This is a genomic window from Methylosinus sp. LW3, from assembly GCF_000527115.1.
Classification (GTDB): Bacteria; Pseudomonadota; Alphaproteobacteria; order Rhizobiales; family Beijerinckiaceae; genus Methylosinus.
This window is the reverse complement of the sequence record NZ_AZUO01000001.1, coordinates 2,162,292-2,185,661: the sequence shown is the minus strand read 5'-3', so window position 1 is coordinate 2,185,661 and position 23,370 is coordinate 2,162,292. Positions and strand designations below refer to the sequence as shown.

Here is a 23,370-nt window from a genome sequence, read left to right as displayed (position 1 = left end):
GGAAAAGCCGGGTGGACCTCCTCCGCCCGGCTTTTCATTTATCGGCTCTGCGGCGCCGCAGTAGAATCACCAAGCCTGTGCGTAAAATCCAGGGGGCGCGACGCGCGAGTTGCGAATCCCGGCGCTGCGGCGCGATATGATCGCCGGGGACGCGAGAGGCGTCGCAGGAGGCGGTCGAAATGAGCGCGATCGACGCAGTCGGCTTCGTTCATCTACATCTTCACACCGCTTTCTCGCTGCGCGAGGGCGCGCTGACCCTCTCGCGCGTCATCGATCTGGCCCAGAAGGACCAGATGCCGGCGCTGGCCGTCACCGACACCGATAATCTCTTCGGCGCGCTGGAGTTTTCGGAAAAGGCCGCCAAAGCCGGCGTGCAGCCGATCCCCGGCGTGCAGCTCAATGTCGATTTCGGCGACGGAACTCAGAACGTGGCGGGCGGCTCCGACGGGCGCGGCCATATCGTGCTGATCGCGCAGTCGGAGCAGGGCTATTCCAATCTGATGCGGCTCGCCTCGCGCGCCTATCTCGAGCCGGAGCAGGGCGAGGCCTCCCATGTCTCGCTGGCGAGCCTCGCTGCGAGCAGCGAGGGACTGATCGCCCTCACCGGCGGCTCGGAGGGCGGGATCGACACGCTCTTCGCCAAGGGCAGGGCGGAGCAGGCGCTCGCCCGTCTCGAGGCGCTGCTGCCGCTCTTCGACGGCCGGCTCTATGTCGAGATTCAGCGCCACGGCCTCGATCAGCAGCGGCGCGTCGAGCCGCAATTGCTCGATCTCGCCTATCGGCGCGGCCTGCCTCTGGTCGCCACCAACGAGCCCTTTTTCGCCACGGCGGCGGATTTCGAGGCGCATGACGCGCTGCTCTGCATCGCCGAGGGCACAGTGACCAGCGTCGCCGAGCGCCGGCGGCTCTCGCCACAGCACTATTTCAAGACGCGCAAGGAGATGCGCGAGCTCTTCGCCGATCTCCGCGAGGCGACGGATTCGACGGTCGAGATCGCGCGCCGTGCGGCCTTCCGCCCGCTGACGCGTAAGCCCATCATGCCGCGCTTCATGCTGGACGGGGAAGGGGGCGGGGAATCCCTCGAGGATATAGAGGCGCGCGAATTGCGCCGGCAGGCGAAGGAAGGCCTCGAGGCGCGCCTCCTCGTGCAGCCGCCCGCGCCGGGGCAGACGCGCGAGACCTATGACGCGCGCCTCGAATTCGAGCTCGACACGATCGAGAAGATGCGCTTTCCCGGCTACTTCCTGATCGTCTCGGACTTCATCAAATATGCGAAATCACAAGGGATTCCGGTCGGGCCGGGGCGCGGCTCGGGCGCCGGATCGCTGGTCGCCTATGCGCTGACCATCACCGATCTCGATCCTCTGCGCTTCGGCCTCTTCTTCGAGCGCTTCCTCAATCCCGAACGCATGTCGATGCCGGATTTCGACATCGACTTCTGCCAAACGCGACGCGGCGAGGTCATCGATTATGTCCGCGAGCGCTATGGCGCCGAGAAGGTGGCGCAGATCATCACCTTCGGCTCGTTCCTCGCGCGCGGCGTGCTGCGCAGCGTCGGCCGCGTGCTGGAAATGCCGCTGGGGCAGGTCGATAAGCTCGCCAAGCTGGTGCCGCAGAACCCCGCCAAGCCGGTGACTTTGGCCGAGGCCGTCGCCGGCGAGCAGAAATTGCGCGAGGCGATCGACGAGGACGGAAAGGTCGCCCGCCTGTTCAAAATCGCGGCGGCGCTCGAAGGGCTCTATTCCAACGCCTCGACCCATGCCGCTGGCGTCGTCATCGGCGACCGGCCGCTCGACGCGCTGGTGCCGCTCTATCGCGATCCCAAATCCGATATGCCGGCCACCCAGTTCAATATGAAATGGGTGGAGCCGGCCGGCCTCATCAAATTCGACTTCCTCGGCCTCAAGACGCTGACCGTGCTGGCCACCGCCGTCGATCTGGTGCGCCGGCGCGCGCCGGATTTCGATCTCGCCGGCATCCCGCTCGACGACAAAGAGACCTACGAAATGCTCGGGCGCGGCGAGACGGTGGGCGTGTTCCAGCTGGAAAGCGCGGGCATGCGCAAGGCGCTGGTCGAGATGCACGCCGATCATTTCGAGGACATCATCGCTCTCGTCGCCCTCTACCGGCCGGGTCCTATGGCCAATATCCCGACCTATTGCGCGGTGAAGCTCGGCGATGAGGAGCCCGATTACATCCATCCCAAGATCGAGCACATCTTAAAGGAGACATTCGGTGTCATCATCTACCAGGAGCAGGTGATGCAGATCGCTCAGGTGCTCTCCGGCTATTCGCTGGGCGAGGCCGATCTGCTCCGCCGCGCCATGGGCAAGAAGATCAAGGCCGAGATGGACGCCCAGCGCGAGCGCTTCGTCACCGGCGCGGTGGAGCGCGGGCTCACGGCGCAAAAGGCCAGCGATATCTTCGACCTGCTGGCGAAATTCGCCGATTACGGCTTCAACAAGAGCCATGCGGCGGCCTATGCGCTGATCGCCTATCAGACGGCCTGGTTCAAGGCGCATTATCCGGTGGAGTTTTTGGCCGCCTCCATGACGCTGGACAAGGGCAACACCGACAAGCTGGCCGAATTCCGCAATGAGGCGCGGCGGCTCGGCATTGCGGTGGAGCCGCCTTCCATCCGCCGCTCGGGCGTCGATTTCGACGTCGCGCCCGGCGCCGACGGCAATCTCGCCATTCGCTATGCGCTCTCCGCCGTGAAGGGCGTCGGCGAGGGGCAGGCCGAGTCGATCGTGCGCACGCGCGGCGCCGCGCCTTTCCGCAATCTCTCGGAGTTCGCGCGACGGATCAATCCGCGCGAGGTCAATAAGAAGGTGCTGGAGAATCTCGCCTGCTGCGGCGCCTTCGACGAGCTGGACGCCGACCGCGCCCGCGTCGTCGGCGCGATCGAGACTGTGCTCGCCTGCGCCAATCGCTGCGCCGAGGATAGGCAGGCCGGGCAGAACGCGCTGTTCGGCGGCGCGGAGGCGGAGGAGGATCTGGTCCTGCCCAAGAGCCAGCCCTGGACCGCGTCGGAAAAGCTGAAGCGCGAATTCGACGCCGCCGGCTTCTTCCTCTCCGGCCATCCGCTCGACGCCTATGCGAGCGTGCTCGGCCGGCTGCGGCTGACGCGCTGGGCGGAGTTCATCATCGCGGTGAAGCGCGGCGCGAGCGCCGGGCGGCTCGCCGCGGTGGTGCTCGACCGCGCCGAGCGGCGCACCAAATCGGGCTCGAAAATGGGCGTGGTCCAGCTCTCGGACGACAGCGGGCAATATGAGGCGATCCTGTTTCAGGAAGGGCTCAACCAGTATCGTGACCTTTTGGAGAAGGGCGCGACCGTGCTGGTGACGCTCTCCGCCGCGCTCGAGGGCGAGGATGTGCGGGCGCGCATCACCGAGGTGCAGCCGCTCGCGGCGGCAGCCGCCAAGGCGCAAAAAGGGCTGCGCATCTTCCTTCAGGACGCCGCGCCGCTCGATGCGCTGAAGTCGCGGCTGACGACGCGCGGCGAGGGCGAGGTGTCGATCGTCGTGGCGCTGGAGCGCATGGCGAGCGAGGTGGAGATCAAGCTGCCGGGCGGATATTCGGTCTCGGCCGATGTCGCCGGGGCGCTGAAGACAATCCCCGGCGTGCTCGCCGTGGAGCATGTGTGAGGCGTGGGATATAGCTCATCTAAGGCATTAGGTATTAGTGCTTATTTATTGAGATAACTAAGTAATATATCTGATATGAAGCTTCGCCTGGGCGATCTGGCCGCAGCCTGCGACGCCGCGCCTCTTCTTGTCGGGGCGCGAGGCTCCTATCTTGGAACAGGGACCGCGTGATGCGGCGCCCGGTCGATCGGGATGGCGGAAATGGACGCTGCGATCGCTTTTCTCGGAAGGCTCGACGCGGGCTTTCTGCCCCTCGTCGTCATCGGCGCGCTCGGCGGCTGGCTCGTCGGCGCCCTGCTGCGCAGCTCCGATCAGCTCTTCGCCGATATGGCGATCGGCGTCGTCGGCGCGTGGCTCGGAGCGCAATTCGCCGAGTTCTGCGGGCTCGCTCTCGATGCCTCGCTCGGCCATTTCCTCGCCGGCCTGCTCGGGTCCATAATCAGCGTCTCGCTCTGGGCGCGAGTCGACGGCGGAACTCCCCTCCGGCCGGACCAAAGGCCGAGACATTAGGCAAGCCATGACCGTCCTTCTCGATCTTCTCAACGACGACCCGCGCAAGCGTGAAGCGGCCGCCGTCCGCCATCCGGAAAAAGCGCATCGGCCGGATACGCCGCTGGCGCGCAAGCCGGAGTGGATCAGGGTCAAGGCGCCGGGCTCGGCGGCCTGGCGCGAGACCGGGGCGATCCTGCGCGGCGGCGGACTCTCCACCGTCTGCCAGGAGGCCTCCTGCCCGAATATCGGCGAGTGCTGGGAGAAAAAGCACGCGACCTTCCTCGTCATGGGGTCGGTGTGCACGCGCGCCTGCGCTTTCTGCAATGTCGCGACCGGCCTGCCGTCCGCGCTCGATCCCACCGAGCCGGAGCGGGTGGCGGAGGCGACCGCCAAGCTCGGCCTCTCCCATGTGGTGGTCACTTCGGTCGACCGCGACGATCTCGAGGACGGCGGGGCGGGGCATATAGCGGAGACGATCCGCGCCATACGCGTCGCCTGTCCGACGACGACGATCGAGGTGCTGACGCCGGACTTTCTGCGCAAGGACGGCGCGCTGGAAAAAGTCGTCGCCGCGCGGCCGGATGTGTTCAACCACAATCTCGAGACCGTGCCGTCGCTCTATGTGACGGTGCGGCCGGGCGCTCGTTATTTCCATTCGCTTCGGCTGCTGCAGCGGGTCAAGGAGCTCGATCCCACGATCTTCACCAAATCCGGACTGATGGTCGGGCTCGGCGAAGGACGCAACGAGATCCTCCAGGTGATGGACGATCTGCGCGTGGCCGATGTGGACTTCCTCACCATCGGCCAATATCTGCAGCCGACCCGCAAGCATCACGAGGTCGTTCGCTTCGTGACGCCGCAGGAATTCGAGGCTTTCACGACGATCGCCTACGCCAAAGGCTTCTCGATGGTTTCGGCTTCGCCGCTCACCCGCTCCTCGCACCATGCGGGCGCGGATTTCGAGCGGCTGCGAGAGAAGAGGCTCGCCGCGTCTCGATGATCTCCTTCAGCGCGGCGGCGTTGTTCATCTCCGGCGCGCGGGAGGCGAAGAGAAGCGTCACGACGTGGCCCCGTCCGAGCGCACGCAGACGTTTCAGCTCCTGCGGGCAGGTCTCGCGCAGCTCGCTGGCGTAGCGGGTCTTGAACTCCCGCCAGCGCTGCGGCGCATGGGCGTACCAGCGGCGCAGAGCGTCGCTCGGCGCGACGAGTCGATCCCATTCGTCGAGCGCGGCCTTCGCTTTCGAGAGTCCGCGCGGCCACAGGCGGTCGACGAGGATGCGCTTGCCGTCCGCAGCGCTCGCCGGCTCATAGGCGCGCTTGATCTTGAACATGCTTTTCCTCAGGGTCGAAGCCCCCTGGGGAGCGACATAGGGCGCGAGGCGCTCGCGTCGCGCGGACGAAAAGGCCGTTTTCGCGCCTTCCGCAATAGTGGTAATAGCTTCGCCCATGAAGAGCTTCCGCAACCGCCGCCGCGTGAATTTCCGCGCCGACGACATGTTCGCCCTGGTCAGGGATGTCGAATCCTATCCGAAATTCGTGCCGCTCTGCGAGGCGCTGCGCGTGCGCCGCCGCAGCACGACGGAGGAGGGGGTGGAGGTCATCCTCGCGGAGATGCAGGTGGGCTTCAAGGCGGTGTGCGAGCGCTTCACCAGTCGCGTGACCTGTGACCCGAACAAGCGCGAGATCCTCGTCGAATATGTCGACGGCCCGTTCAAGAAGCTCGAGAACCGCTGGACCTTCACCGACGAGCCGGGCGGGCCGGAGGGCGGCGCGCGCTCGGTCGTCGATTTCTACATTAATTACGAGTTCCGCAGCCGCACGCTGGGGCTGGTGATGGGGGCGATGTTCGACTCCGCCTTCCACAAATATTCGGACGCTTTCGTCAAGCGCGCCGGCGAGGTCTACGGCCGCCGCTGAGCGGCAGCGATCATCAGCTCCAGCGCTTGGGCGACCGAGGCTTCCCTTATCGCCTCGCGCGTCTCGGGGCCGAAGCGGCGCTCGATATGCTCCACCCCAAAGCCCTTGCGCAGGCAGGCGAAATGGACGAGGCCCACGGGCTTCTCCGCGCTGCCGCCGCCCGGGCCGGCTATGCCGGTGATCGAGACGGCGATATCGGCGAAGGAGCGCTCCACCGCGCCGCTCGCCATGGCCCGCGCCGTCTCGGCGCTGACGGCGCCATAGCGCTCGAGAATCTCGTGCGGGACGCCGAGCATCTCCTCCTTGGCCGCGTTGGAATAGGTGACGAAGCCGCGATCGAAGGCGTCCGAGGAGCCGGCGATATCGGTGATCGCCCCGGCGACGAGCCCGCCGGTGCAGGATTCGGCGGTCGCGAGGCGCAGAGACTGCGCGCGGCAGAGATCGAGGAGGCGCTCGGCGAGGCGAGAGAGATCGGGGGCGGTCATGAGCAGGCTCGCTCGGTGTGATGAGGCGTCCAGCCCATAGATAGGCCGGATCGGACTCCGCCGTCGAGCCGACAGGCTAGGTCTCCGACAGAGCCGCTGCGCCCTCGAGCGCCGCGTTTCGCGAGGCCACGATCATGCGGCCGAGGGCGCGAAACTCGTCGCCGCGGCGCGAGGATCTGCGCCAGACGAGCCCGATGATCCGGCGCGGCTCCGGCTGCTCGATCCGCAGCACGCGGACGCTTCCTCTCGCCGTTTCGATCGGCAGGCTCATCTCCGGGAGCAGCGTGCAGCCCATGCCCGCCGAGACCATCTGAACCAGCGTCGTCAGATTGGTCATGCCGAAAGTGTCGATGTTCAGCACATTGCGGCTCTCGCAATAGCTGAGCGCCTGATCGCGCAGGCAATGGCCGTCCTCGAGCAGCAAAAGCCTTTGCGCTTTCAGCGTTTCCGCGCTGACGGAGCCGGCTTCCTCCGGCAATCCGTTCAAAGGAGCGACGAGAAAGAAACGATCCTCGAAGAGCGGCATGGAGTCGAGTTCTGGATCGACGGGCGTCGCCAGCATGACGAGGTCCAGAAGGCCGTCGTCCAACTCGGCCAGCAATGTGGCCGTCTGCGCCTCGCGAATATGCAGAGGTCGCAGATCCGCCGCGCCGCCGCCGAGCGCGTCGAACAAGGTCGGCAGAATATAGGGCGCGACGGTCGGGATGACGCCGAGGCGAAGCGGACAGAAATTCTGATCCGCCATCGTCTCCAGCTCCGAAATATCGGCGAGGATTCGGCGGGCGACCTTGGCGATCTCCCCGCCCGCAGCGGTCAATATGACCAGCTTGCCGCGCCGCTCGACCAATTGCGTGCCGAGCTCGACCTCCAGCTCCTTGATCTGCATGGAGAGCGCCGGCTGCGTCACGGCGCAGAGATCGGCCGCTTTGCCGAAATGCTCGGTGCGGGCGAGGGCCTCGAAATAGCGGAGCTGCTTGGTCGTGATCATCAGTTTTCCTGATCGATGACGAAGAATTTCGAATTTTACCTAATCGATTTCGCGTCTTATAGCAAGCTCAGCGGGGGCGTCGACGAGGAGGAAAGCAATGCCGAATGCAACGGAAAAGATGGTGACGAGCGCTGGAAAGTCACGTTCTCACGCTGACTTACGGCGATTTCTGCGGACGACCGCCGCGGCGATGGCGATCGTCGTCGGCGCGACGCTGGCCGCCTCGGCCGAGGGCGCGCCACATTCCAATCAATTCTGGTGGCCGGACCAGCTCGATCTCTCGCCCTTGCGCCGCAACGCCGCGGAATCGAACCCGCTGGGCAAGGATTTCGACTATGCTAAGTCGTTTCAGACGCTCGATCTCGCCGCGGTGAAGAAGGACATTGAGGCGGTCTTGACGACGTCGCAGGACTGGTGGCCGGCCGACTATGGCAATTACGGCCCATTCTTCATCCGCATGGCCTGGCACGGCGCGGGAACCTATCGCATCCACGACGGCCGCGGCGGCGCGAGCGGGGCGCAGCAGCGCTTCGAGCCGCTCAACAGCTGGCCGGACAACGCCAATCTCGACAAGGCGCGTCGGCTGCTGTGGCCGGTGAAGAAGAAATACGGCCAGAAGCTCTCCTGGGGCGATCTCATGGTGCTGACCGGCAATGTCGCCATGGAGAAGATGGGCTTTGCGACCTTCGGCTTCGGCGGCGGCCGCAGCGATGATTGGGAGCCTGATCTCGTCTATTGGGGGGCGCCCAAATTCATGGGCAATAATCGCGACAAGAGCGGCGCGCTCGCAAAGCCCTTGGGCGCCGTCCAAATGGGCCTGATCTATGTCAATCCCGAGGGGCCGAATGGCGTGCCGGACCCGCTCGCCGCGGCCAAGGACATAAGAGAAGCCTTCGGCCGCATGGCGATGAACGACGAGGAGACTGTCGCGCTGATCGCCGGCGGCCACACTTTTGGCAAGGCGCATGGCGTCAAATCGCCGGCCAAATGCGTCGGCCCGGCGCCGGCGGGAGAGAAGATCGAGGCGCAAGGCCTCGGCTGGGCCAATCGTTGCGGCTCCGGCAAGGGCGCGGATACGATCACCAGCGGGCTGGAAGGCGCCTGGTCGGTCGATCCGGTCTCCTTCACCACGCAATATTTGGACAATCTCTTCGGCCATGAGTGGGTCAAGACCAAGAGCCCGGCCGGCGCGACGCAGTGGAAGCCCAAGGATGCCGACGACATCGTCCCCGATGCGCACGAGCCCGGCAAGGCGCATCCTCTGATGATGTTCACAACCGATCTGGCGCTGAAATTCGACCCCGAATACGCCAAGATCGCCAAGCGCTTCCATGACGATCCGAATGCGTTCAAGCTGGCTTTCGCCAAGGCTTGGTTCAAGCTGACGCACAGGGATATGGGGCCGCGCGCGCGCTATCTCGGCGCGTTGGTTCCGAAGGACGAGCTGATCTGGCAGGATCCCGTTCCCGCGATCGACTACAAGCCGATCGAGGCCGCGGATATCGCCGGATTGAAGTCGAAAATCCTCGCTTCGGGCCTCACCGACGCCGAGCTGATCCGCACGGCTTGGGCCTCGGCGGCTTCGTTCCGCGGCACGGATAAGCGCGGCGGCGCCAATGGCGCGCGCATTCGCCTCGCGCCGGAAAAGGATTGGGCCGTCAACGACCCCGCCGAGCTGGCGAAGGTCGTGAAGACGCTGGAGGAGGTGAAGGCCGGCTTCGACAAGGGCCGCGCCGACGGCAAGCGCGTGTCGATCGCCGATCTCATCGTGCTCGGCGGCGGCGCCGCGATCGAGGACGCCGCCAAAAAGGCCGGCGTCACGATCGAGGTTCCGGTCTCGACAGGGCGCGCGGATGCGACGCAGGCGCAGACGGATGTCGAATCCTTCGCGGTTCTCGAGCCGAAGGCCGACGGCTTTCGCAACTACTTCGCCAAAGGCGGCGAGAAATCGCCGGCGGAGGCCTTGGTCGATCGCGCGAGCCTGCTGGAGCTCACCGTCCCCGAGACCACCGTTCTCGTCGGTGGAATGCGGGTCCTCGGCGCGAATGAGGGGAATTCGCGGCTCGGCGTCCTCACCTCGCGGCCGGGCGTGCTGAGCAACGAGTTTTTCGTCAATCTGCTCGACATGTCCACGCAATGGAAAAAGTCGGCCGAGACGGAAGGCGTCTACGAAGGCCGCGACCGCAAGAGCGGCGAGCTCAAATGGACGGCGAGCGCCGTCGATCTGATTTTCGGCTCCAATTCAGAGCTGCGCGCCGTCGCGGAAGTCTACGCCTCTGACGATGCGAAGGAGAAGCTCGTGCGCGACTTCGTCGCCGCATGGGTCAAGGTGATGAATCTGGACCGCTTCGACTTGCACAAGTCTTGACGCACAGCTCTCTCCCCGCGCATGGCGCGGGGAGAGAGCCCCGTGCGACGCTCGGCTATTGACATAATTCCCTGTTTTCCATTCGAAACAGCGGCGCGCCTCAGGCCGCACGCGCCTCGGCGTGCGCGACGACGCGCAGCCGCGCGACCTGATCGATCAATTCGCGCGTCCGCTCGGCGAGATCGGCGCTCGCGCCGGAAGAGCGGGCTGCGATCGCCGCGTTTTCCCGCGTCGCTTTGTCGATTTTGCCGACGGTGATGCATATTTCGCCGAGGCTGGCGGATTGTTCTTTCGCCGCGGCCGCGACATTGGCGACGAGCGCATCGGTCGAGGATGTCAGCTGGACGACCTCGCTCAATGTGCGGCTCGTCTCGCTCACGAGACCGACGCCGATCCCGACCTGCCGTTGCGCGGTTTCGACGAGCGCCCCGATTTCCTTGGCCGCTTCGAGCGCGCGTTGCGCCAGCGCGCGCACTTCGGAGGCGACCACCGCGAAGCCACGACCAGCCTCGCCGCTACGCGCCGCCTCGATGCCGGCGTTGAGCGCGAGAAGATTGGTCTGAAAGGCGATTTCGTCGATGAGATCGACGATCCGGCCGATCTGGCCGGATGAATCCTCGATCGCGCTCATCGCCGCGATCGTGTCGCGAAGGACCTCGCCGCCGCGCCGCGCGGCCTCGCTGGCGCGGTTGACGAATTCGCGAACCTCGGCTGTCGTGTCCGCAGTGCGCTCGATCGCGGAGGTCGAGGCGCCGAGATCCACGGCCGCCTTGGCGAGCTCGAGCGCCTGCTGCTCACTGCGCTCGGCGAGGCTGTCGGCGACGCGCGCCCCTTCCGTCGTCCGCTCGAGAACAGCCTGGGAATTCTTCGCCACGGCGATCATGGCGCGCCTCAGCTTCTCGACGGCCTGATTGAAATCGGCGCGAAGCGACTCGTATTGCGGCGCGAAGGGCGTGTCGAGCCTCGAGGTGAAGTCGCCGCCGGAGAGCCGCTCGAGCCCATGCGCGAGAGCGGCGACCACCGCCGCCTGCTCGTCGGCGGCGCGACGGCGTTCGCCGTCGCCGGTCTCGCGCAGCTCGGCCGTCAAGCGGCGCTGGGACTCGGCCTCGCGCTCGAGACGCCGCTTCTCTTGCGCGGCCGCCTCGAAAGCGCGGAGCGCCCGCGCCATGTCGCCGATCTCGTCGCGCTGATCGACGAAAGGGATGTTCTCGTCGAAATCGTCTTCCGCCGCACGCTTCAGAGCCAGAGCGATCGTTTCCAGCGGCGCGCGAATCTGTGTCGCGACGATCCAGAAAGCGACGATTATGGCGAGCGCGGTGGCGGTGGCCGGGACGGCCAGCGTCAACGCTTCGTCCCGGGGCCGGCGCTCTTCTTCCGCTCGGCGATTGGCCGAGAGGCGCCCGAGCGTGTCGCCGACGAAGGCGTCCATTTCTGCGATCATCTGGCCGCGATTGGCGATCGTCGCCTCGTCATTCGCCTGGACCAGCGCGGCCTTTGGCGAGATCGTCAGTCCGAGCTCGATCGTGTCGTTCTGATAGGCGATGAATTCTCGTATGGCGAGGGAGAGCTTCGTCTTCTGCTGCTCCGACATCCGGCCGCCGGCGCGGGAGGCGAGAGCGTCGGCCGACTGACCGAGATCATCGAGCGCCCGACGCAGAACCCCCAGCTTCTTCTGCACCTCGCTCTTGTCGTCCGAGGAGAAGACCGCATTGGCGAGGATCGCCACATGCTGCACGGATTGCGCGAGCCCACGCACCTCGAGGACATAGGCATAATCCGCCTCGATCGCATTCGCCTGTCGCGCGTGGAGACGCGATTGCCAGAAGGCGAAGAGGGAGAGGCATAAAGCGAGAGCGCCGAGCAGCGTGATGACGCCGCCGAGCTTGCGTGCGATGCTCGATTTCATCTGTTCGACAAGCCGCGTGGAGGAAAGACGCGGCACAATGCCCGAGCTCCCGTTTCGAAACAGCTAACTCCGAGATCGATACGTCGTTATTTTATATGACGGTTCTGTGACGGTTTTCTAGAAATGGCTCTCAACGCTCGGACTCAATCGCAGGCAGCCGCACCGTCGCCAGCGCCAGCGCCGCCATGCCCTCCTGCCGGCCAGTGAAGCCGAGGCGCTCCGAGGTCGTGGCCTTCACCGCCACGCGGCCGATGTCGACCTCCATGATCTTGGCGAGGCTCTCGCGAATGGCGTCGCGGTGCGGTCCAATCTTGGGCGCCTCGCAGACTATGGTCGCGTCGACATGGGAGATGATCCCGCCACGCTCGCGCACGCGCTTGGCCGCGAAAGCCAGGAAGATGGAGGAGGGCGCGCCTCTCCATTGCTGGTCCGAGGGCGGGAAATGCTTGCCGATGTCGCCATCGGCCAGCGCGCCGAGCAGCGCGTCGGTGATCGCGTGGGCGAGCACATCGGCGTCGGAATGGCCGGCGAGGCCGTGGCTGTGCGGCACAGGAACGCCGCCGAGCCAGACCTTGTCGCCCTCGCCGAAAGCGTGGACGTCATAGCCCTGGCCGGTGCGAATGTCGGAGAGGTCGCCCAGCAGAGCGTTTTGCGCGCGCAAGAAATCCTCCGGCGTGGTGAGCTTGAAATTAGCGGCGTCGCCCGGAAACACATGGACCTTATGGCCGGCGGCCTCGGCGACCATGCCGTCGTCGGTGAGCTCGGCGCCGCCGCTCGCGACCTTACGATGCGCCGCGAGAATCAGCGGAAAGGCGAAAGACTGCGGCGTCTGCACGAAGCGCAGGCTCGCGCGGTCGGGAGTGGCGATCACCACGCCCTCGGCGTCGATCTGCTTCACCGTATCGGCGAGCGGCAGGCCCGGCACGGCCGCGCCATGGGCGCGCGCCGCCTCCGTCGCCCTGGCCACGAGAGCAGGATCGGCGAAGGGACGCGCTGCGTCCTGGATCAGCACGATCTCCGGGGCGGGAGAGAGTGCCGCCAGCGCCTCCAGCCCATTGCGCACGCTCTGCTGGCGCGTCGCGCCGCCGATCGCCGGCTCCAGCAGCTGCGCGCGCGCGCTATCCGAAAGCTCGGCGACGCCGCGCGCGTAGAGCTCCGCGTCGTCGGCATGGATGGCGACGATAAGCGAAGCCTGCGGCGCAGCCCGGTGCATCGCTTCGAGCGTGCGCGCCAGCACAGACTTGCCGAGAAGCGCACGATATTGTTTCGGAAGGCCGTCGCCCGCCCGCACGCCGCGGCCGCCGGCGACAGTGAGGATCGCAATGGTCGAGGATGAGCTCATAGAAGGTTCCTCTCCCGCTTTTTCGGCTTCGCGTCAATTTTCACTATTCTCGGGGATGTACGCATTGCGTACGTATGGCCATCTGCATATAGTGTAGGCACGATGACAACTGATGAATTTATAGGCGAGACCATAGGAGCCACGCCTTTGCGCATCGGTTCGCTTCATCTTACGGGGCGCGCCTTTCTGGCGCCTATGGCCGGCGTGACCGATCTCGCCATGCGGCGGATCGCATTGCGTTTCGGCGCGTCCGCGGCGGTCGGCGAGATGGTCGGGGCGAGCGCGCTGGCGCGCGGCGACGTCGAGGCCCGCCAGCGTCTGGACGGCTCCGGCATAGACGCCCATATCGTGCAGATCGCGGCGCGCGATCCGGCGGGCATAGCCGAGACGGCGCGCCAGGCCGAGGCCGCGGGAGCGAGGCTGATCGACATCAACATGGGCTGTCCCTGCAAGCGCGTGACCGGCGGCCTCGCCGGCGCAGCGCTGATGCGCGAGCCGGCGCTCGCCGCCGAGCTGGTCCGCGCGGCTGTGGGCGTGGTCTCGGTTCCGGTGAGCGTCAAAATGCGGCTCGGCTGGGACGATGCCAACCGCAACGCCGCCGAGCTGGCGCGTCTGGTCGAGGCCGAGGGCGCCGTCATGGTGACGGTGCATGGCCGCACCCGCGCGCAATTCTATGAGGGCAGGGCGGATTGGCGAGCGATCGCCGCGGTCAAGTCCGCTATAAAAATTCCGGTCGTGGCCAATGGCGATTGCGCCTCCCCGCAGGACGCCGCCGCAATGCTCGCGGCCTCCGGCGCCGATGCGGTGATGGTCGGTCGCGCGGCGATGGGGCGGCCCTGGCTCGTCGGCGATATCGCTCATTTTCTCGCCACCGGGCGCCGTCGCGCGACGCCCTCCGCCACAATGCGGCTGGAGGCCGCGCTCGAGCATTTGGACGGTCTGCTGACCGCCATGGGCGCGAATTTGGGCCTGCGCCATGCGCGCAAGCATCTCTCCGCCTATGCCGAGCAGGCGGAGGGAGACGCCGAGGCGCGCGCCGGTCTCCGACGGGCGATGCTCGCCTCTTCCTCGGCCGAGGAGGTTCGCGGGCTTCTTCGCCTTTTGTTCTCGCTCGAGCCGGCGCGAGGGGAGCCGGCTCCGGCATATTGCTGACGCGTATGTCCCGTACAGGATCGGCGCGCGCTCCGCGCCAGAGGAGTTCCGAGGTGTCGAGATGACCGCCGAATCCAACCCGCACCGGCGCAAGAACGCGCTCACGACGCCCGTCGGCGCGCGGCTGCGCGTGATCGCCGAAAATAATCGCGCCTGCATTCTCGAAGCTTTGCCCAATGTGATCCTGGCGATCCGGCCGGATGGGGTGATCGTCGACGCCAACGCCGCGGCGGAGTCGTTCTTCGAGATCGGCAAGCCGATCCTCATCGGCCAGGAGCTGAGCCGTCTCGTGCCCTTCGGCTCGCCCTTGATCGCCCTTATCGAGCAGGTGCGCGAGCGCGGCTCGGCGATCAATGAATATCGCATCGACCTCGGCCGGCCCGGAGCGGAGGGGGAAAGACGCGTCGATGTGCATTGCGCGCCGCTGCCGGACAGCGACGGCGGCGTTCTCGTGGTGCTGCAAGAGCGCACAATTGCCGATAAAATAGACAGGCAGCTGACCCATAGGGGGGCGGCGCGCACGGTTTCCGGGCTCGCGGCGATGCTCGCCCATGAGATCAAAAACCCGCTGTCGGGCATTCGCGGCGCCGCGCAACTGCTGGAAAGCTCTGTGGGAGACGCCGATCGGGCGCTGACGCGGCTGATCTGCGAGGAGACCGACCGCATCGTCCGCCTCGTCGACCGCATGGAGGTGTTCTCCGACTCGCGGCCGCCGGAGCGCGAGAAGGTCAATATTCATGTGGTGCTGGACCATGTGAAGCGGGTCGCCCGCAGCGGCTTCGCCCGCCACATTCGCTTCATCGAGAATTACGACCCCTCGCTGCCGCCGGTCGCCGCCAATCGTGACCAGCTGGTCCAGGTCTTTCTCAATCTGGTCAAGAATGCGGCCGAGGCGATCGGCGACTCCATAGACGGCGAGATCGAGCTTTCCACCGCCTTCCGGCCGGGAGTCAGCCTGCGCACCGCCGGCGACAAGCGCCCGGTGGGGCTGCCGCTGGAGTTCTGCGTGCGCGACAATGGCCGCGGCGTGCCCGAGGACATAGCCGCGCATTTGTTCGATCCCTTCATCACCACGAAGACTTCTGGAACTGGCCTCGGACTTGCACTGGTGGCTAAGATCGTCAATGACCACGGCGGCATCGTCGAATGCGAATCTCACCCGAGGCGTACTACTTTCCGTATTTTGATGCCGATGTATCGCAACAAGGACGAGGAGAAGCGAGCGGACGAGCGACGAGCCAGACGACAACATTCCGCCGCCGAGGGAACAGAGCCTGCGCCGAGAGAGCGCCGCTCGTGAGAACGATCTGCTGGAGAAAAATCCGATGACCCACGGCGAGATTCTGGTCGCCGACGACGACGCCGCGATCAGAACTGTGGTGGCGCAGGCGCTCTCACGCGCCGGCTATGAGGTGCGCACCACCGGAACGGCCGCGACCTTGTGGCGCTGGGTGCAATCGGGCGAGGGCGATCTCGTCGTCACCGATGTGGTGATGCCGGACGAAAACGCTTTCGAGCTGCTGCCGCGCATAAAGAAGCTGCGCCCCGATCTGCCCATCATCGTGATGAGCGCGCAGAACACTTTCATGACCGCGATCCGCGCCTCCGAGCGCGGCGCTTATGATTATCTGCCCAAGCCCTTCGATCTGAAGGAGCTGGTCGGCATCGTCGGCCGCGCCATGGCCGAGCCGCGCAAGAAGAACGAGATCGACGGCCCGGACGATATGGAGGGCATGCCCCTCGTCGGCCGCTCGCAGGCGATGCAGGAGATTTATCGCTCGCTGGCGCGGCTGATGCAGACCGATCTCACCGTCATGATCAACGGCGAGTCGGGCACGGGCAAGGAGCTGGTCGCCCGCGCGCTGCACGACTATGGCAAGCGCAAGAAAGGTCCCTTCGTCGCCATCAACATGGCCGCCATCCCGCGCGATCTCATCGAGAGCGAGCTGTTCGGCCATGAGAAGGGCTCCTTCACCGGCGCCAATCAGCGCTCTATCGGCCGTTTCGAGCAGGCCGAAGGGGGAACGCTGTTCCTCGACGAGATCGGCGACATGCCGATGGAGGCGCAGACGCGGCTTTTGCGCGTGCTGCAGCAGGGCGAATATACGACCGTCGGCGGCCGCACGCCGATCAAGACCAATGTCCGCATCATCGCCGCGACCAATAAGGATCTGCGCGCGCTGATTCAGCAGGGCCTGTTCCGCGAAGACCTCTATTTCCGCCTCAACGTCGTGCCGCTGCGCCTGCCGCCGCTGCGCGAGCGCTCCGAGGATATCGCCGACCTCGTGCATCACTTCTTCAAAGTGGCGGCGAGCGAGGGCCTGCCGCAGAAATATATCGAGCAGGCGGCGCTCGACCGCATGAAGCGCTATCGCTGGCCGGGCAATATCCGCGAGCTGGAAAATCTCATTCGCCGACTCGCCGCCCTGCATCCGCAGGAGGTCATCACCGAGGCGGTGGTAGAGCTAGAGCTCGAGCATGAGATGCGTCAGGCCTCGCCCGGCGACCGGCTGCAGCCGGCGACGTCCATTATGGCGGATATGCCCTCCGATAAGGATTTGACGCTCTCCACCTCGGTCGAGCAGCATCTCGCCAAGCTGTTCCGCGACCATGGCGATCGCCTGCCGCCGCCGGGCCTCTATCACCGCGTGATTCGCGAGATAGAGGTGCCGCTGATCTCCGCCGCGCTCGCCGCGACGCGGGGCAATCAGATCAAGGCGGCGGAGCTTCTGGGCCTCAACCGCAACACGCTGCGCAAGAAGGTCAATGATCTCGACATCCGCTTGATGCGCTCGCCGCGGTAGGCTCGCGTTTCCGGAGATTCGCACATGACTCGGTTGCTGGAACAGGCTTTCGAAACCATTCGGAAGCTGCCCGACCCGGTGCAAGACGATCTCGCGCGGTTTCTCCTCGAGATCGCCGACGGCGAGACGCAATGCGTCGCGCTGACGTCGGACGAGGAAAGCGATTTGGCGGAGGCGCTGGCGGAGGTCGAGCGGGGAGAATTCGCCGCCGACGAGACGATCCGCGCCATTTGGGCCAAATATGAGTGATGCGGCTCCGCTATACTGCTCGGGTGGCGCAGCAGATCGACGCCGCGCTCGCCTTTGTGGCGGAGCGCTCTCCACAAGGCGCGCGAAATATCCGAATTAGGCTGCAGACGGTTCTGGCGCTGCTGCAAGAGCGTCCGCTCGCGGGCCGTCGAACCAGCGTCCCGTCGGTGCGGCGAATTTCCGTTTCGCCCTATCCCTACCTCGTGGATTATCGGGCGAACGGCGAAGAGATCGCGATCTTGCGTTTCCGCCACGCCGCACGGTCGCCGATCGGCTGAGGCGAGTCGCCGGCCCGCATTGCCTCTACCGGCGCCACGACCTATACAGGCGCATGTCCATGGCGGGAGACATTCAGGCGCCCGAGCCGCCAGCCGCGCCCAGGAAGCGATCCTGGCGGCTGTGGTTCGGGCCGATCGCGGTGGTCGCCGCCGTCGCCTGCGCGCTCGCCACCTTCTTCGTCATGGCCGAGCTAGCGCCGGTGGCGCCGACCAGCGACGTCGTCTATCCGCTCTTCTTCGCCGACGCCGTCGCGCTGGTTCTTCTGGTCGCTCTGGTGCTCGTCAAGGCGGGCACGCTCATCGGCTCCTGGCGGCGCGGCGCCGCGGCGGCGGGGCTGCATATTCGCATCCTCGCCTTCTTTTCCGCCTTGGCGCTGACGCCGGCGATCACTCTCGCCATCGTCGGCTCGGTGACGCTCGAGCGCGCGCTGAACCCGCAATTCCTCGCCATGGTGAAGACGTCTGTTCACAGCACGGCGGAGGCGGCGCGCGTGTTCCGCGAGACGCAATGCCGCTCGCTGCTACAAGAAGCGCAGCTCTCGGCCTCGGATCTCGATCGCGCCCGCGCCATGTTCAACGCCGATCGCGGCCTGTTCCATGAATTCTTCGTCTCGCGGGCGCGCTTCCTCGGCTTTTCCGTGGCGGCGATCGTCAAGACCGACGGGCAGATATTGGAGCGCGTCGATGTGACGGCCGACGGCTCGGCCATCGTCATCGCGCCGCCGGCCTCGGATTTCGAGGATGCGCGCAAGGGCGAGCCGCTCTGCCTCGTCATCGACGATGGGCTCACCTTCGTCGCGCTGCGGCCGCTGTCCAGCTTTCCGGACACATTCCTCTATGTGACGCGTCCGGTCGATCCTTTCGGCGTGCAGTTTCCGGAGCAGGCGGCCAGCCTCATCGCCACCTATGACGCTTTCGAGACCTATCGCGGCGCGGTGAAAAAAGCCTTCACCGTCATGTATGCGCTGCTCGCCACCATAATGCTGCTGTCGGCGGTGTGGGTCGGGCTCGATTTCGTCGATCGGCTCGTCGCGCCGATTCGCGCGCTCATCGCCGCCACCGATCAGGTTTCGGCTGGCAATCTCGACGTGCGCGTCGATGTCGAGCGCTCGCATGGCGATCTCGCGCGGCTCGGCTCCGTCTTCAACAATATGACCAGCGAGATCGAGCAGCAGCAGAGCCGCCTGCTCGCCGCCAATCACCAGAATGAGGAACGTCGCCTCTTCACCGAGGCGGTGCTCTCCGGCGTGCCGGCGGCCGTCATCGGCGTCGATGCGGAAGGGCGGATCAATGTGCTGAACCGCTCGGCGGAGGAGCTTCTCGTCGGAGGGGCGGGGCAGGGCGTGGCCGATAAGGACGGCGCGGCGGCGGCGATCGGCGCGCGGGCGGCCGAGGCTCTCCCCGAGATCGCGCCCATTCTCGCCGACGCAGTGGAAGCGTTTCCGCGCGCCATTCAGACGCAGATCAATATAAGGCGCGGCGTCAAGGAGCTGACGCTCGCCGTCCGCGTCACCTCGGCGAGCACGCAAAAGGGCGGCGCGCATTTCGTCGTCACGCTGGACGACATCACCGATCTCGTCACCGCTCAGCGCACCTCCGCCTGGGCCGATGTGGCGCGGCGAATCGCCCATGAGATCAAAAATCCGCTGACGCCGATCCAGCTCTCCGCCGAGCGGCTGAAACGCAAATACGGCAAGCACATCACCTTCGAGCGCGACGTCTTCGACCAATGCACCGACACGATCGTGCGTCAGGTCGACGACATCAAGCGCATGGTCGACGAATTCGCCTCCTTCGCCCGCATGCCCAAGGCGCGGCCGGTGCGCGACGATCTCTGCGACTGCATGCGTCAGGCCTTTTTTCTGACGCGCGTCGCGCATAACGACGTCGAGATGACGCTCAATCTGCCGGAGGCGCCGGTCTACGCGGTCTTCGATCGAAGGCTGCTGTCGCAGGCGCTCACCAACATAGTGAAGAACGCCGCCGAGGGCATAGAAGCGCGCGAGGACGCCGCCCCGCTCGCCGCCAAGCGCATCGACATCAGCCTCGGCGTGCGCGACCGCATGGCCGAGATCGACGTCGTCGACAATGGCAAGGGTTTCCCCGCCTTCAACCGGCAGCGGCTGCTCGAGCCTTATATGACGACGCGCGCCGAGGGCACGGGGCTCGGCCTGCCTATTGTCGCCAAGATCATCGAGGACCATGGCGGCCGACTCGAATTGCTCGACGCCCCCTCCGGGACGGGCGCCTGCGTGCGCCTGCTCATTCCGCTCGCCGAGACGGCGGCGGAGGAAACGCAGGCGCAGGCGCGGATTTCGTGAATGGTGAGGAACATGGTCAGCGACATTCTCATCGTCGACGATGAAGAAGACATAAGGGAGCTGGTCGCCGGCATTCTCGGCGACGAGGGCCATGGCGTGCGCACCGCCAAGGACGCCGACGGCGCGCTGGCCGCGATCGAGCAGCGCCGCCCACATCTCGTTTTCCTCGATATTTGGCTGCAGGGTTCGCGCCTCGACGGCATGCAGGTGCTGGAGATCGTCCAGAAGCAGCACAAGGACCTGCCGGTGGTGATGATCTCCGGCCACGGCAATATCGAGACTGCGGTCAGCGCCATAAAGCTCGGAGCCTATGACTTCATAGAAAAGCCCTTCAAGGCGGACCGTCTCGTGCTCGTCGCCGAGCGCGCTCTCGAGGCCTCGCATCTGCGCCGCGAGATCAGCGCGCTGCGCCAGCGCGCCGGCGCCTCGGATCGCATCGTTGGCAGTTCCTTCCCCGCGCATCAGCTGCAGCAGGTGATCGCGCGCGTCGCGCCGGTCAATTCGCGCGTGCTCATCACCGGCCAGCCCGGCTCGGGGAAGGAGCTCGCGGCGCGCTGCATCCATGCGGCCTCGCAACGCGCCGTCGGTCCCTTCGTCGTCATCAATGCGGCGACGATCACGCCGGAGAATATGGAAATAGAGCTGTTCGGCAGCGAGGGCGGCGAGGGCGCGCGCAAGATCGGCGCGCTGGAGGAGGCCCATGGCGGCACGCTCTTCCTCGACGAGATCGCCGACATGCCGAAGGACACCCAGTCGAAAATCCTGCGCGTCCTCGTCGAGCAGAATTTTCAGCGCGTCGGCGGAACGGCGCGCGTCGAGGTCGATGTGCGGATCATCTCCTCATCGGCGCGCGATCTCGCCTCGGCGATAGAGGAGGGCGCTCTGCGCGAGGATCTCTTCCATCGCCTGTCCGTGGTGCCGATTCGCATCCCCTCGCTCGCCGAGCGGCGCGAGGATATCCCAGAACTCATCGAATATTTCATGGAGCAGGTCTCGGCGACCTCCGGCATGCCGCGCCGCAAAATCAGCGAGGATGCGCTCGCCGTGATGCAATTGCACGATTGGCCGGGCAATATCCGCCAGCTGCGCAACAATGTGGAGCGGCTGATGATTCTGACCGCCGGCGACGCCACGGCGGAGATTTCCGCCGAAATGCTGCCGTCCGAGATCGGCCAGCTCGTCCCCGCGACTCCGGCCGGCGTGCGCGGCGAGAAGCTGATGAGCCTGCCGCTGCGCGAGGCGCGCGAAGTGTTCGAGAGAGAATATCTGATCGCCCAGCTCAATCGCTTCAGCAACAATATTTCGCGAACCGCGGAATTCATTGGAATGGAGCGATCGGCGCTCCATCGCAAGCTGAAGTCGCTCGCCATCGAGTGAGCGACAAATCTCGCCGATACAAGATCTTGCGAAAATTTCCTATTGGCTCTGCGACGGTTTGGCTCTAGTTGATGCGTTTCGTCTCGTCGTAAACTCGTCGAAACAGCGGGTTACAGAACCGTAAGTGGAGGCCTTTCGCCGCATGAAGGAGTTGCGTCTTGCGCATTGCGCCGACGCGGGCTCTAATGTGCGGTCGGATGGCTATGGACCGATAAGAGCGACGCAAATCGCCCCGATAACGAAAAACAGAACAGGATAGCCGATGTCCTCCGAACGCGCGCAGAATCTGCAAGATACGTTTTTGAATTACGTGAGGAAGAACAAAGTCCCGCTCACGATTTTTCTGGTCAATGGCGTCAAATTGCAGGGCATCGTGACCTGGTTCGACAATTTCTGCCTCTTGCTGCGCCGCGATGGGCACTCGCAGCTCGTTTATAAGCATGCGATCTCGACGATCATGCCCGGCCATCCGATCCATATGTTCGAGCCGGGCGAAGAGGGCGCGGAGCCCGCGCCGGAGCAACGTCACCGCTGAGCGGGATTTCGGAAGATCGGCCCTGGTTTTCCGTTGAAGTTCCCGCAAATACAACAGACGCTGGCAAGGCGCGCGGCAATCCGCCGACGCGCTCCGCTCAGCGGGCCGAGGTCGGGTTGAGCGAAAAAACATCAGCGTCCGAGGACCGGACGGCGGACATGTCCACGAAAGCGCTCGTGGTGGGTCCTTATCCCACGCGGGCGCGGCCCTCGGAGAGCAGCGCGGGGCAGGGGGCGGAGCGCGACCCGGTCTCGAGGCTCGCGGAGGCTGTCGGCCTGGCGGAGGCGATCGAGCTCGACATTGTCGGCGAAATCGCCGTTTCCCTGCACGACGTCCGGCCCGCGACCTATCTCGGCAAGGGCAAGGTCGAGGAGATCGCCGAGACGGTGAAAGCGACCGAGGCGGAGCTGGTGACGATGGACTGCCAGCTCTCGCCCGTTCAGCAGCGCAATCTCGAGAAAGCTTGGGGCGCCAAGGTCATCGACCGCACCGGGCTGATCCTCGAGATTTTCGGCCGCCGCGCCCGCACGAAGGAGGGCTCGCTGCAGGTCGAGCTCGCCCATCTCGCCTATCAGAAATCGCGGCTCGTGCGCAGCTGGACCCATCTCGAGCGCCAGCGCGGCGGCTTCGGCTTTCTCGGCGGCCCCGGCGAGACACAGATCGAGACCGACCGCCGCCTGATCGAGGAGCGCATGGCGCGCATCGAGCGCGATCTCGATCAGGTCAAGCGCACGCGCGGCCTCCATCGCAAGAAGCGGCGCGAGGTTCCCTATCCGGTCGTCGCTCTGGTCGGCTACACCAACGCCGGCAAATCGACACTGTTCAACCGCCTGACCAAGGCCGGCGTGCTGGCCGAGGACATGCTGTTCGCGACGCTCGATCCGACGCTTCGCCAGATTCGTCTGCCGCACGGCGCGAAGGTGCTGCTCTCCGACACGGTCGGCTTCATCTCCGATCTGCCGACCATGCTGATCTCCGCCTTCCGCGCGACGCTGGAGGAAGTGACGCTCGCCGATGTGATCCTGCATGTGCGCGACGTCTCGCATCCCGATTGGGAGGCGCAGGCCGCCGACGTCGAATCCATTCTCGGTGAGCTCGGACTTTCCGGTGAGGCGGGAACGCGCATTCTCGAAGTCTGGAACAAGATCGACGCGCTGGACGACGACATCGTCGCCGCGATGAAGATCGCCGCGCGTGGGAAGAAGATCGTCGATCGGCCGTCTCTCGTCTCGGCGCTGACCGGGGAAGGGCTCGACGCCCTGCTCGGCCGCATAGAGACGCGGCTCGCCGAGGGACGCATTCAGCTCGAGGTCGAGCTCGACCCCGCCGACGGCGCCGGCATTGCGTGGCTGCACGCCCATACGGAGGTTCTGGATCGCCAGACGCTGGCCGATGGCCGCGCGCGCCTCATCGTGCGCGTCGCGCCGGAGCGATTCGACGGGGTGACGCGCCGCTATCCGCAGGCGGAAGTGCGCGCTCGCGCGTCATCCAAGCGGCGCGCGCGCTAAT

At 65.7% G+C, this 23,370-nt stretch carries 19 protein-coding genes; 14 read left to right on the top strand and 5 right to left on the bottom strand.

The window, feature by feature from the left end; translation table 11 throughout:
• Positions 1-179 precede the first annotated feature (179 nt).
• From dnaE to lipA, 3 genes are all read left to right on the top strand, one after another.
• Positions 180-3,647, top strand: coding sequence for a DNA polymerase III subunit alpha (gene dnaE / locus METLW3_RS0111090; RefSeq protein ID WP_024879980.1), 3,468 nt, complete (start codon positions 180-182; stop codon positions 3,645-3,647).
• A 201-nt stretch (positions 3,648-3,848) separates the two neighbouring features.
• Positions 3,849-4,157 (top strand): hypothetical protein, encoded by a 309-nt coding sequence (locus tag METLW3_RS0111085; RefSeq protein ID WP_157096050.1) that lies wholly within the window; start codon positions 3,849-3,851, stop codon positions 4,155-4,157.
• Between the two features lie 7 nt (positions 4,158-4,164).
• The gene (gene lipA / locus METLW3_RS0111080) at positions 4,165-5,139 is read left to right on the top strand and encodes a lipoyl synthase (protein WP_024879978.1); all 975 of its coding nucleotides are present in this window, start codon (positions 4,165-4,167) and stop codon (positions 5,137-5,139) included.
• Here the strand turns inward: lipA and METLW3_RS0111075 are convergent.
• Positions 5,066-5,470: a DUF488 family protein gene (locus METLW3_RS0111075; RefSeq protein ID WP_024879977.1), complete on the bottom strand. Its 405-nt coding sequence runs from the start codon at positions 5,468-5,470 to the stop codon at positions 5,066-5,068. The two genes, lipA and METLW3_RS0111075, sit on opposite strands and share 74 nt — an antisense overlap.
• Before the next feature lie 115 nt (positions 5,471-5,585).
• On the opposite strand from METLW3_RS0111075, the gene METLW3_RS0111070 reads away from it, so the two are divergent.
• On the top strand, positions 5,586-6,056 hold the full coding sequence (locus METLW3_RS0111070) for an SRPBCC family protein (protein WP_024879976.1): 471 nt from the start codon (positions 5,586-5,588) through the stop codon (positions 6,054-6,056).
• Here METLW3_RS0111070 and METLW3_RS25455 read toward each other — a convergent pair.
• Together METLW3_RS25455 and METLW3_RS0111055 are read right to left on the bottom strand one after the other, a co-directional pair.
• The gene (locus METLW3_RS25455; protein WP_036290872.1) at positions 6,041-6,541 is read right to left on the bottom strand and encodes a CinA family protein; all 501 of its coding nucleotides are present in this window, start codon (positions 6,539-6,541) and stop codon (positions 6,041-6,043) included. The genes METLW3_RS0111070 and METLW3_RS25455 overlap by 16 nt on opposite strands.
• A gap of 76 nt (positions 6,542-6,617) precedes the next feature.
• Entirely contained in the window at positions 6,618-7,529 is a 912-nt protein-coding gene (locus tag METLW3_RS0111055; RefSeq protein WP_024879974.1) for a hydrogen peroxide-inducible genes activator, read from the bottom strand.
• Between the two features lie 190 nt (positions 7,530-7,719).
• On the opposite strand from METLW3_RS0111055, the gene katG reads away from it, so the two are divergent.
• Positions 7,720-9,897 carry a catalase/peroxidase HPI gene (katG, locus tag METLW3_RS0111050; protein WP_036308832.1) on the top strand — a complete coding sequence of 726 codons (2,178 nt, stop codon included), beginning with the start codon at positions 7,720-7,722 and terminating at the stop codon, positions 9,895-9,897.
• A gap of 100 nt (positions 9,898-9,997) precedes the next feature.
• Here katG and METLW3_RS0111045 read toward each other — a convergent pair whose 3' ends face one another.
• Complete coding sequence (locus METLW3_RS0111045; protein WP_024879972.1) at positions 9,998-11,803, bottom strand: methyl-accepting chemotaxis protein; 1,806 nt, start codon at positions 11,801-11,803, stop codon at positions 9,998-10,000.
• A gap of 130 nt (positions 11,804-11,933) precedes the next feature.
• Positions 11,934-13,145 carry a bifunctional 2-C-methyl-D-erythritol 4-phosphate cytidylyltransferase/2-C-methyl-D-erythritol 2,4-cyclodiphosphate synthase gene (locus tag METLW3_RS0111040; protein ID WP_024879971.1) on the bottom strand — a complete coding sequence of 404 codons (1,212 nt, stop codon included), beginning with the start codon at positions 13,143-13,145 and terminating at the stop codon, positions 11,934-11,936.
• A 147-nt stretch (positions 13,146-13,292) separates the two neighbouring features.
• Between METLW3_RS0111040 and dusB the strand changes: the two genes are divergently transcribed.
• From dusB to hflX, 9 genes are all read left to right on the top strand, one after another.
• Entirely contained in the window at positions 13,293-14,297 is a 1,005-nt protein-coding gene (gene dusB / locus METLW3_RS0111035) for a tRNA dihydrouridine synthase DusB (RefSeq protein ID WP_024879970.1), read from the top strand.
• Between the two features lie 61 nt (positions 14,298-14,358).
• A complete protein-coding gene (locus METLW3_RS0111030) occupies positions 14,359-15,597 on the top strand; it encodes an ATP-binding protein (RefSeq protein WP_024879969.1) in 1,239 nt (412 codons plus the stop codon).
• A gap of 25 nt (positions 15,598-15,622) precedes the next feature.
• The gene (gene ntrC / locus METLW3_RS0111025; RefSeq protein ID WP_024879968.1) at positions 15,623-17,101 is read left to right on the top strand and encodes a nitrogen regulation protein NR(I); all 1,479 of its coding nucleotides are present in this window, start codon (positions 15,623-15,625) and stop codon (positions 17,099-17,101) included.
• A 24-nt stretch (positions 17,102-17,125) separates the two neighbouring features.
• A complete protein-coding gene (locus METLW3_RS0111020) occupies positions 17,126-17,350 on the top strand; it encodes a hypothetical protein (RefSeq protein WP_024879967.1) in 225 nt (74 codons plus the stop codon).
• The gene (locus tag METLW3_RS0111015) at positions 17,350-17,628 is read left to right on the top strand and encodes a type II toxin-antitoxin system RelE/ParE family toxin (RefSeq protein WP_024879966.1); all 279 of its coding nucleotides are present in this window, start codon (positions 17,350-17,352) and stop codon (positions 17,626-17,628) included. Before METLW3_RS0111020 ends, METLW3_RS0111015 begins: the two co-directional genes overlap by 1 nt.
• 59 nt (positions 17,629-17,687) lie before the next feature.
• Positions 17,688-19,949: a PAS domain-containing sensor histidine kinase gene (locus METLW3_RS0111010; RefSeq protein WP_024879965.1), complete on the top strand. Its 2,262-nt coding sequence runs from the start codon at positions 17,688-17,690 to the stop codon at positions 19,947-19,949.
• A gap of 12 nt (positions 19,950-19,961) precedes the next feature.
• A complete protein-coding gene (locus METLW3_RS0111005) occupies positions 19,962-21,326 on the top strand; it encodes a sigma-54 dependent transcriptional regulator (protein ID WP_024879964.1) in 1,365 nt (454 codons plus the stop codon).
• 262 nt (positions 21,327-21,588) lie between these two features.
• A complete protein-coding gene (gene hfq / locus METLW3_RS0111000) occupies positions 21,589-21,861 on the top strand; it encodes an RNA chaperone Hfq (protein WP_024879963.1) in 273 nt (90 codons plus the stop codon).
• Positions 21,862-22,019: 158 nt separating this feature from the next.
• Positions 22,020-23,369, top strand: a complete 1,350-nt coding sequence (gene hflX / locus METLW3_RS0110995; RefSeq protein WP_051465405.1) for a GTPase HflX — start codon at positions 22,020-22,022, stop codon at positions 23,367-23,369.
• Position 23,370 lies beyond the last annotated feature (1 nt).

Bases quoted from the DNA above. Each gene is read 5' to 3' on its own strand.
- METLW3_RS0111070 (WP_024879976.1), top strand. From the start codon at position 5,586: ATGAAGAGCTTCCGCAACCGCCGCCGCGTGAATTTCCGCGCCGACGAC.
- METLW3_RS0111010 (WP_024879965.1), top strand. From the start codon at position 17,688: ATGGCGGGAGACATTCAGGCGCCCGAGCCGCCAGCCGCGCCCAGGAAG.
- hfq (WP_024879963.1), top strand. From the start codon at position 21,589: ATGTCCTCCGAACGCGCGCAGAATCTGCAAGATACGTTTTTGAATTAC.
- METLW3_RS0111075 (WP_024879977.1), bottom strand. From the start codon at position 5,470: ATGTTCAAGATCAAGCGCGCCTATGAGCCGGCGAGCGCTGCGGACGGC.
- METLW3_RS0111020 (WP_024879967.1), top strand. From the start codon at position 17,126: ATGACTCGGTTGCTGGAACAGGCTTTCGAAACCATTCGGAAGCTGCCC.
- METLW3_RS25455 (WP_036290872.1), bottom strand. From the start codon at position 6,541: ATGACCGCCCCCGATCTCTCTCGCCTCGCCGAGCGCCTCCTCGATCTC.
- METLW3_RS0111055 (WP_024879974.1), bottom strand. From the start codon at position 7,529: ATGATCACGACCAAGCAGCTCCGCTATTTCGAGGCCCTCGCCCGCACC.
- dnaE (WP_024879980.1), top strand. From the start codon at position 180: ATGAGCGCGATCGACGCAGTCGGCTTCGTTCATCTACATCTTCACACC.
- METLW3_RS0111085 (WP_157096050.1), top strand. From the start codon at position 3,849: ATGGACGCTGCGATCGCTTTTCTCGGAAGGCTCGACGCGGGCTTTCTG.
- ntrC (WP_024879968.1), top strand. From the start codon at position 15,623: ATGACCCACGGCGAGATTCTGGTCGCCGACGACGACGCCGCGATCAGA.
- METLW3_RS0111045 (WP_024879972.1), bottom strand. From the start codon at position 11,803: ATGAAATCGAGCATCGCACGCAAGCTCGGCGGCGTCATCACGCTGCTC.
- katG (WP_036308832.1), top strand. From the start codon at position 7,720: ATGGCGATCGTCGTCGGCGCGACGCTGGCCGCCTCGGCCGAGGGCGCG.
- METLW3_RS0111005 (WP_024879964.1), top strand. From the start codon at position 19,962: ATGGTCAGCGACATTCTCATCGTCGACGATGAAGAAGACATAAGGGAG.
- lipA (WP_024879978.1), top strand. From the start codon at position 4,165: ATGACCGTCCTTCTCGATCTTCTCAACGACGACCCGCGCAAGCGTGAA.
- METLW3_RS0111015 (WP_024879966.1), top strand. From the start codon at position 17,350: ATGCGGCTCCGCTATACTGCTCGGGTGGCGCAGCAGATCGACGCCGCG.
- METLW3_RS0111030 (WP_024879969.1), top strand. From the start codon at position 14,359: ATGACCGCCGAATCCAACCCGCACCGGCGCAAGAACGCGCTCACGACG.
- hflX (WP_051465405.1), top strand. From the start codon at position 22,020: ATGTCCACGAAAGCGCTCGTGGTGGGTCCTTATCCCACGCGGGCGCGG.
- METLW3_RS0111040 (WP_024879971.1), bottom strand. From the start codon at position 13,145: ATGAGCTCATCCTCGACCATTGCGATCCTCACTGTCGCCGGCGGCCGC.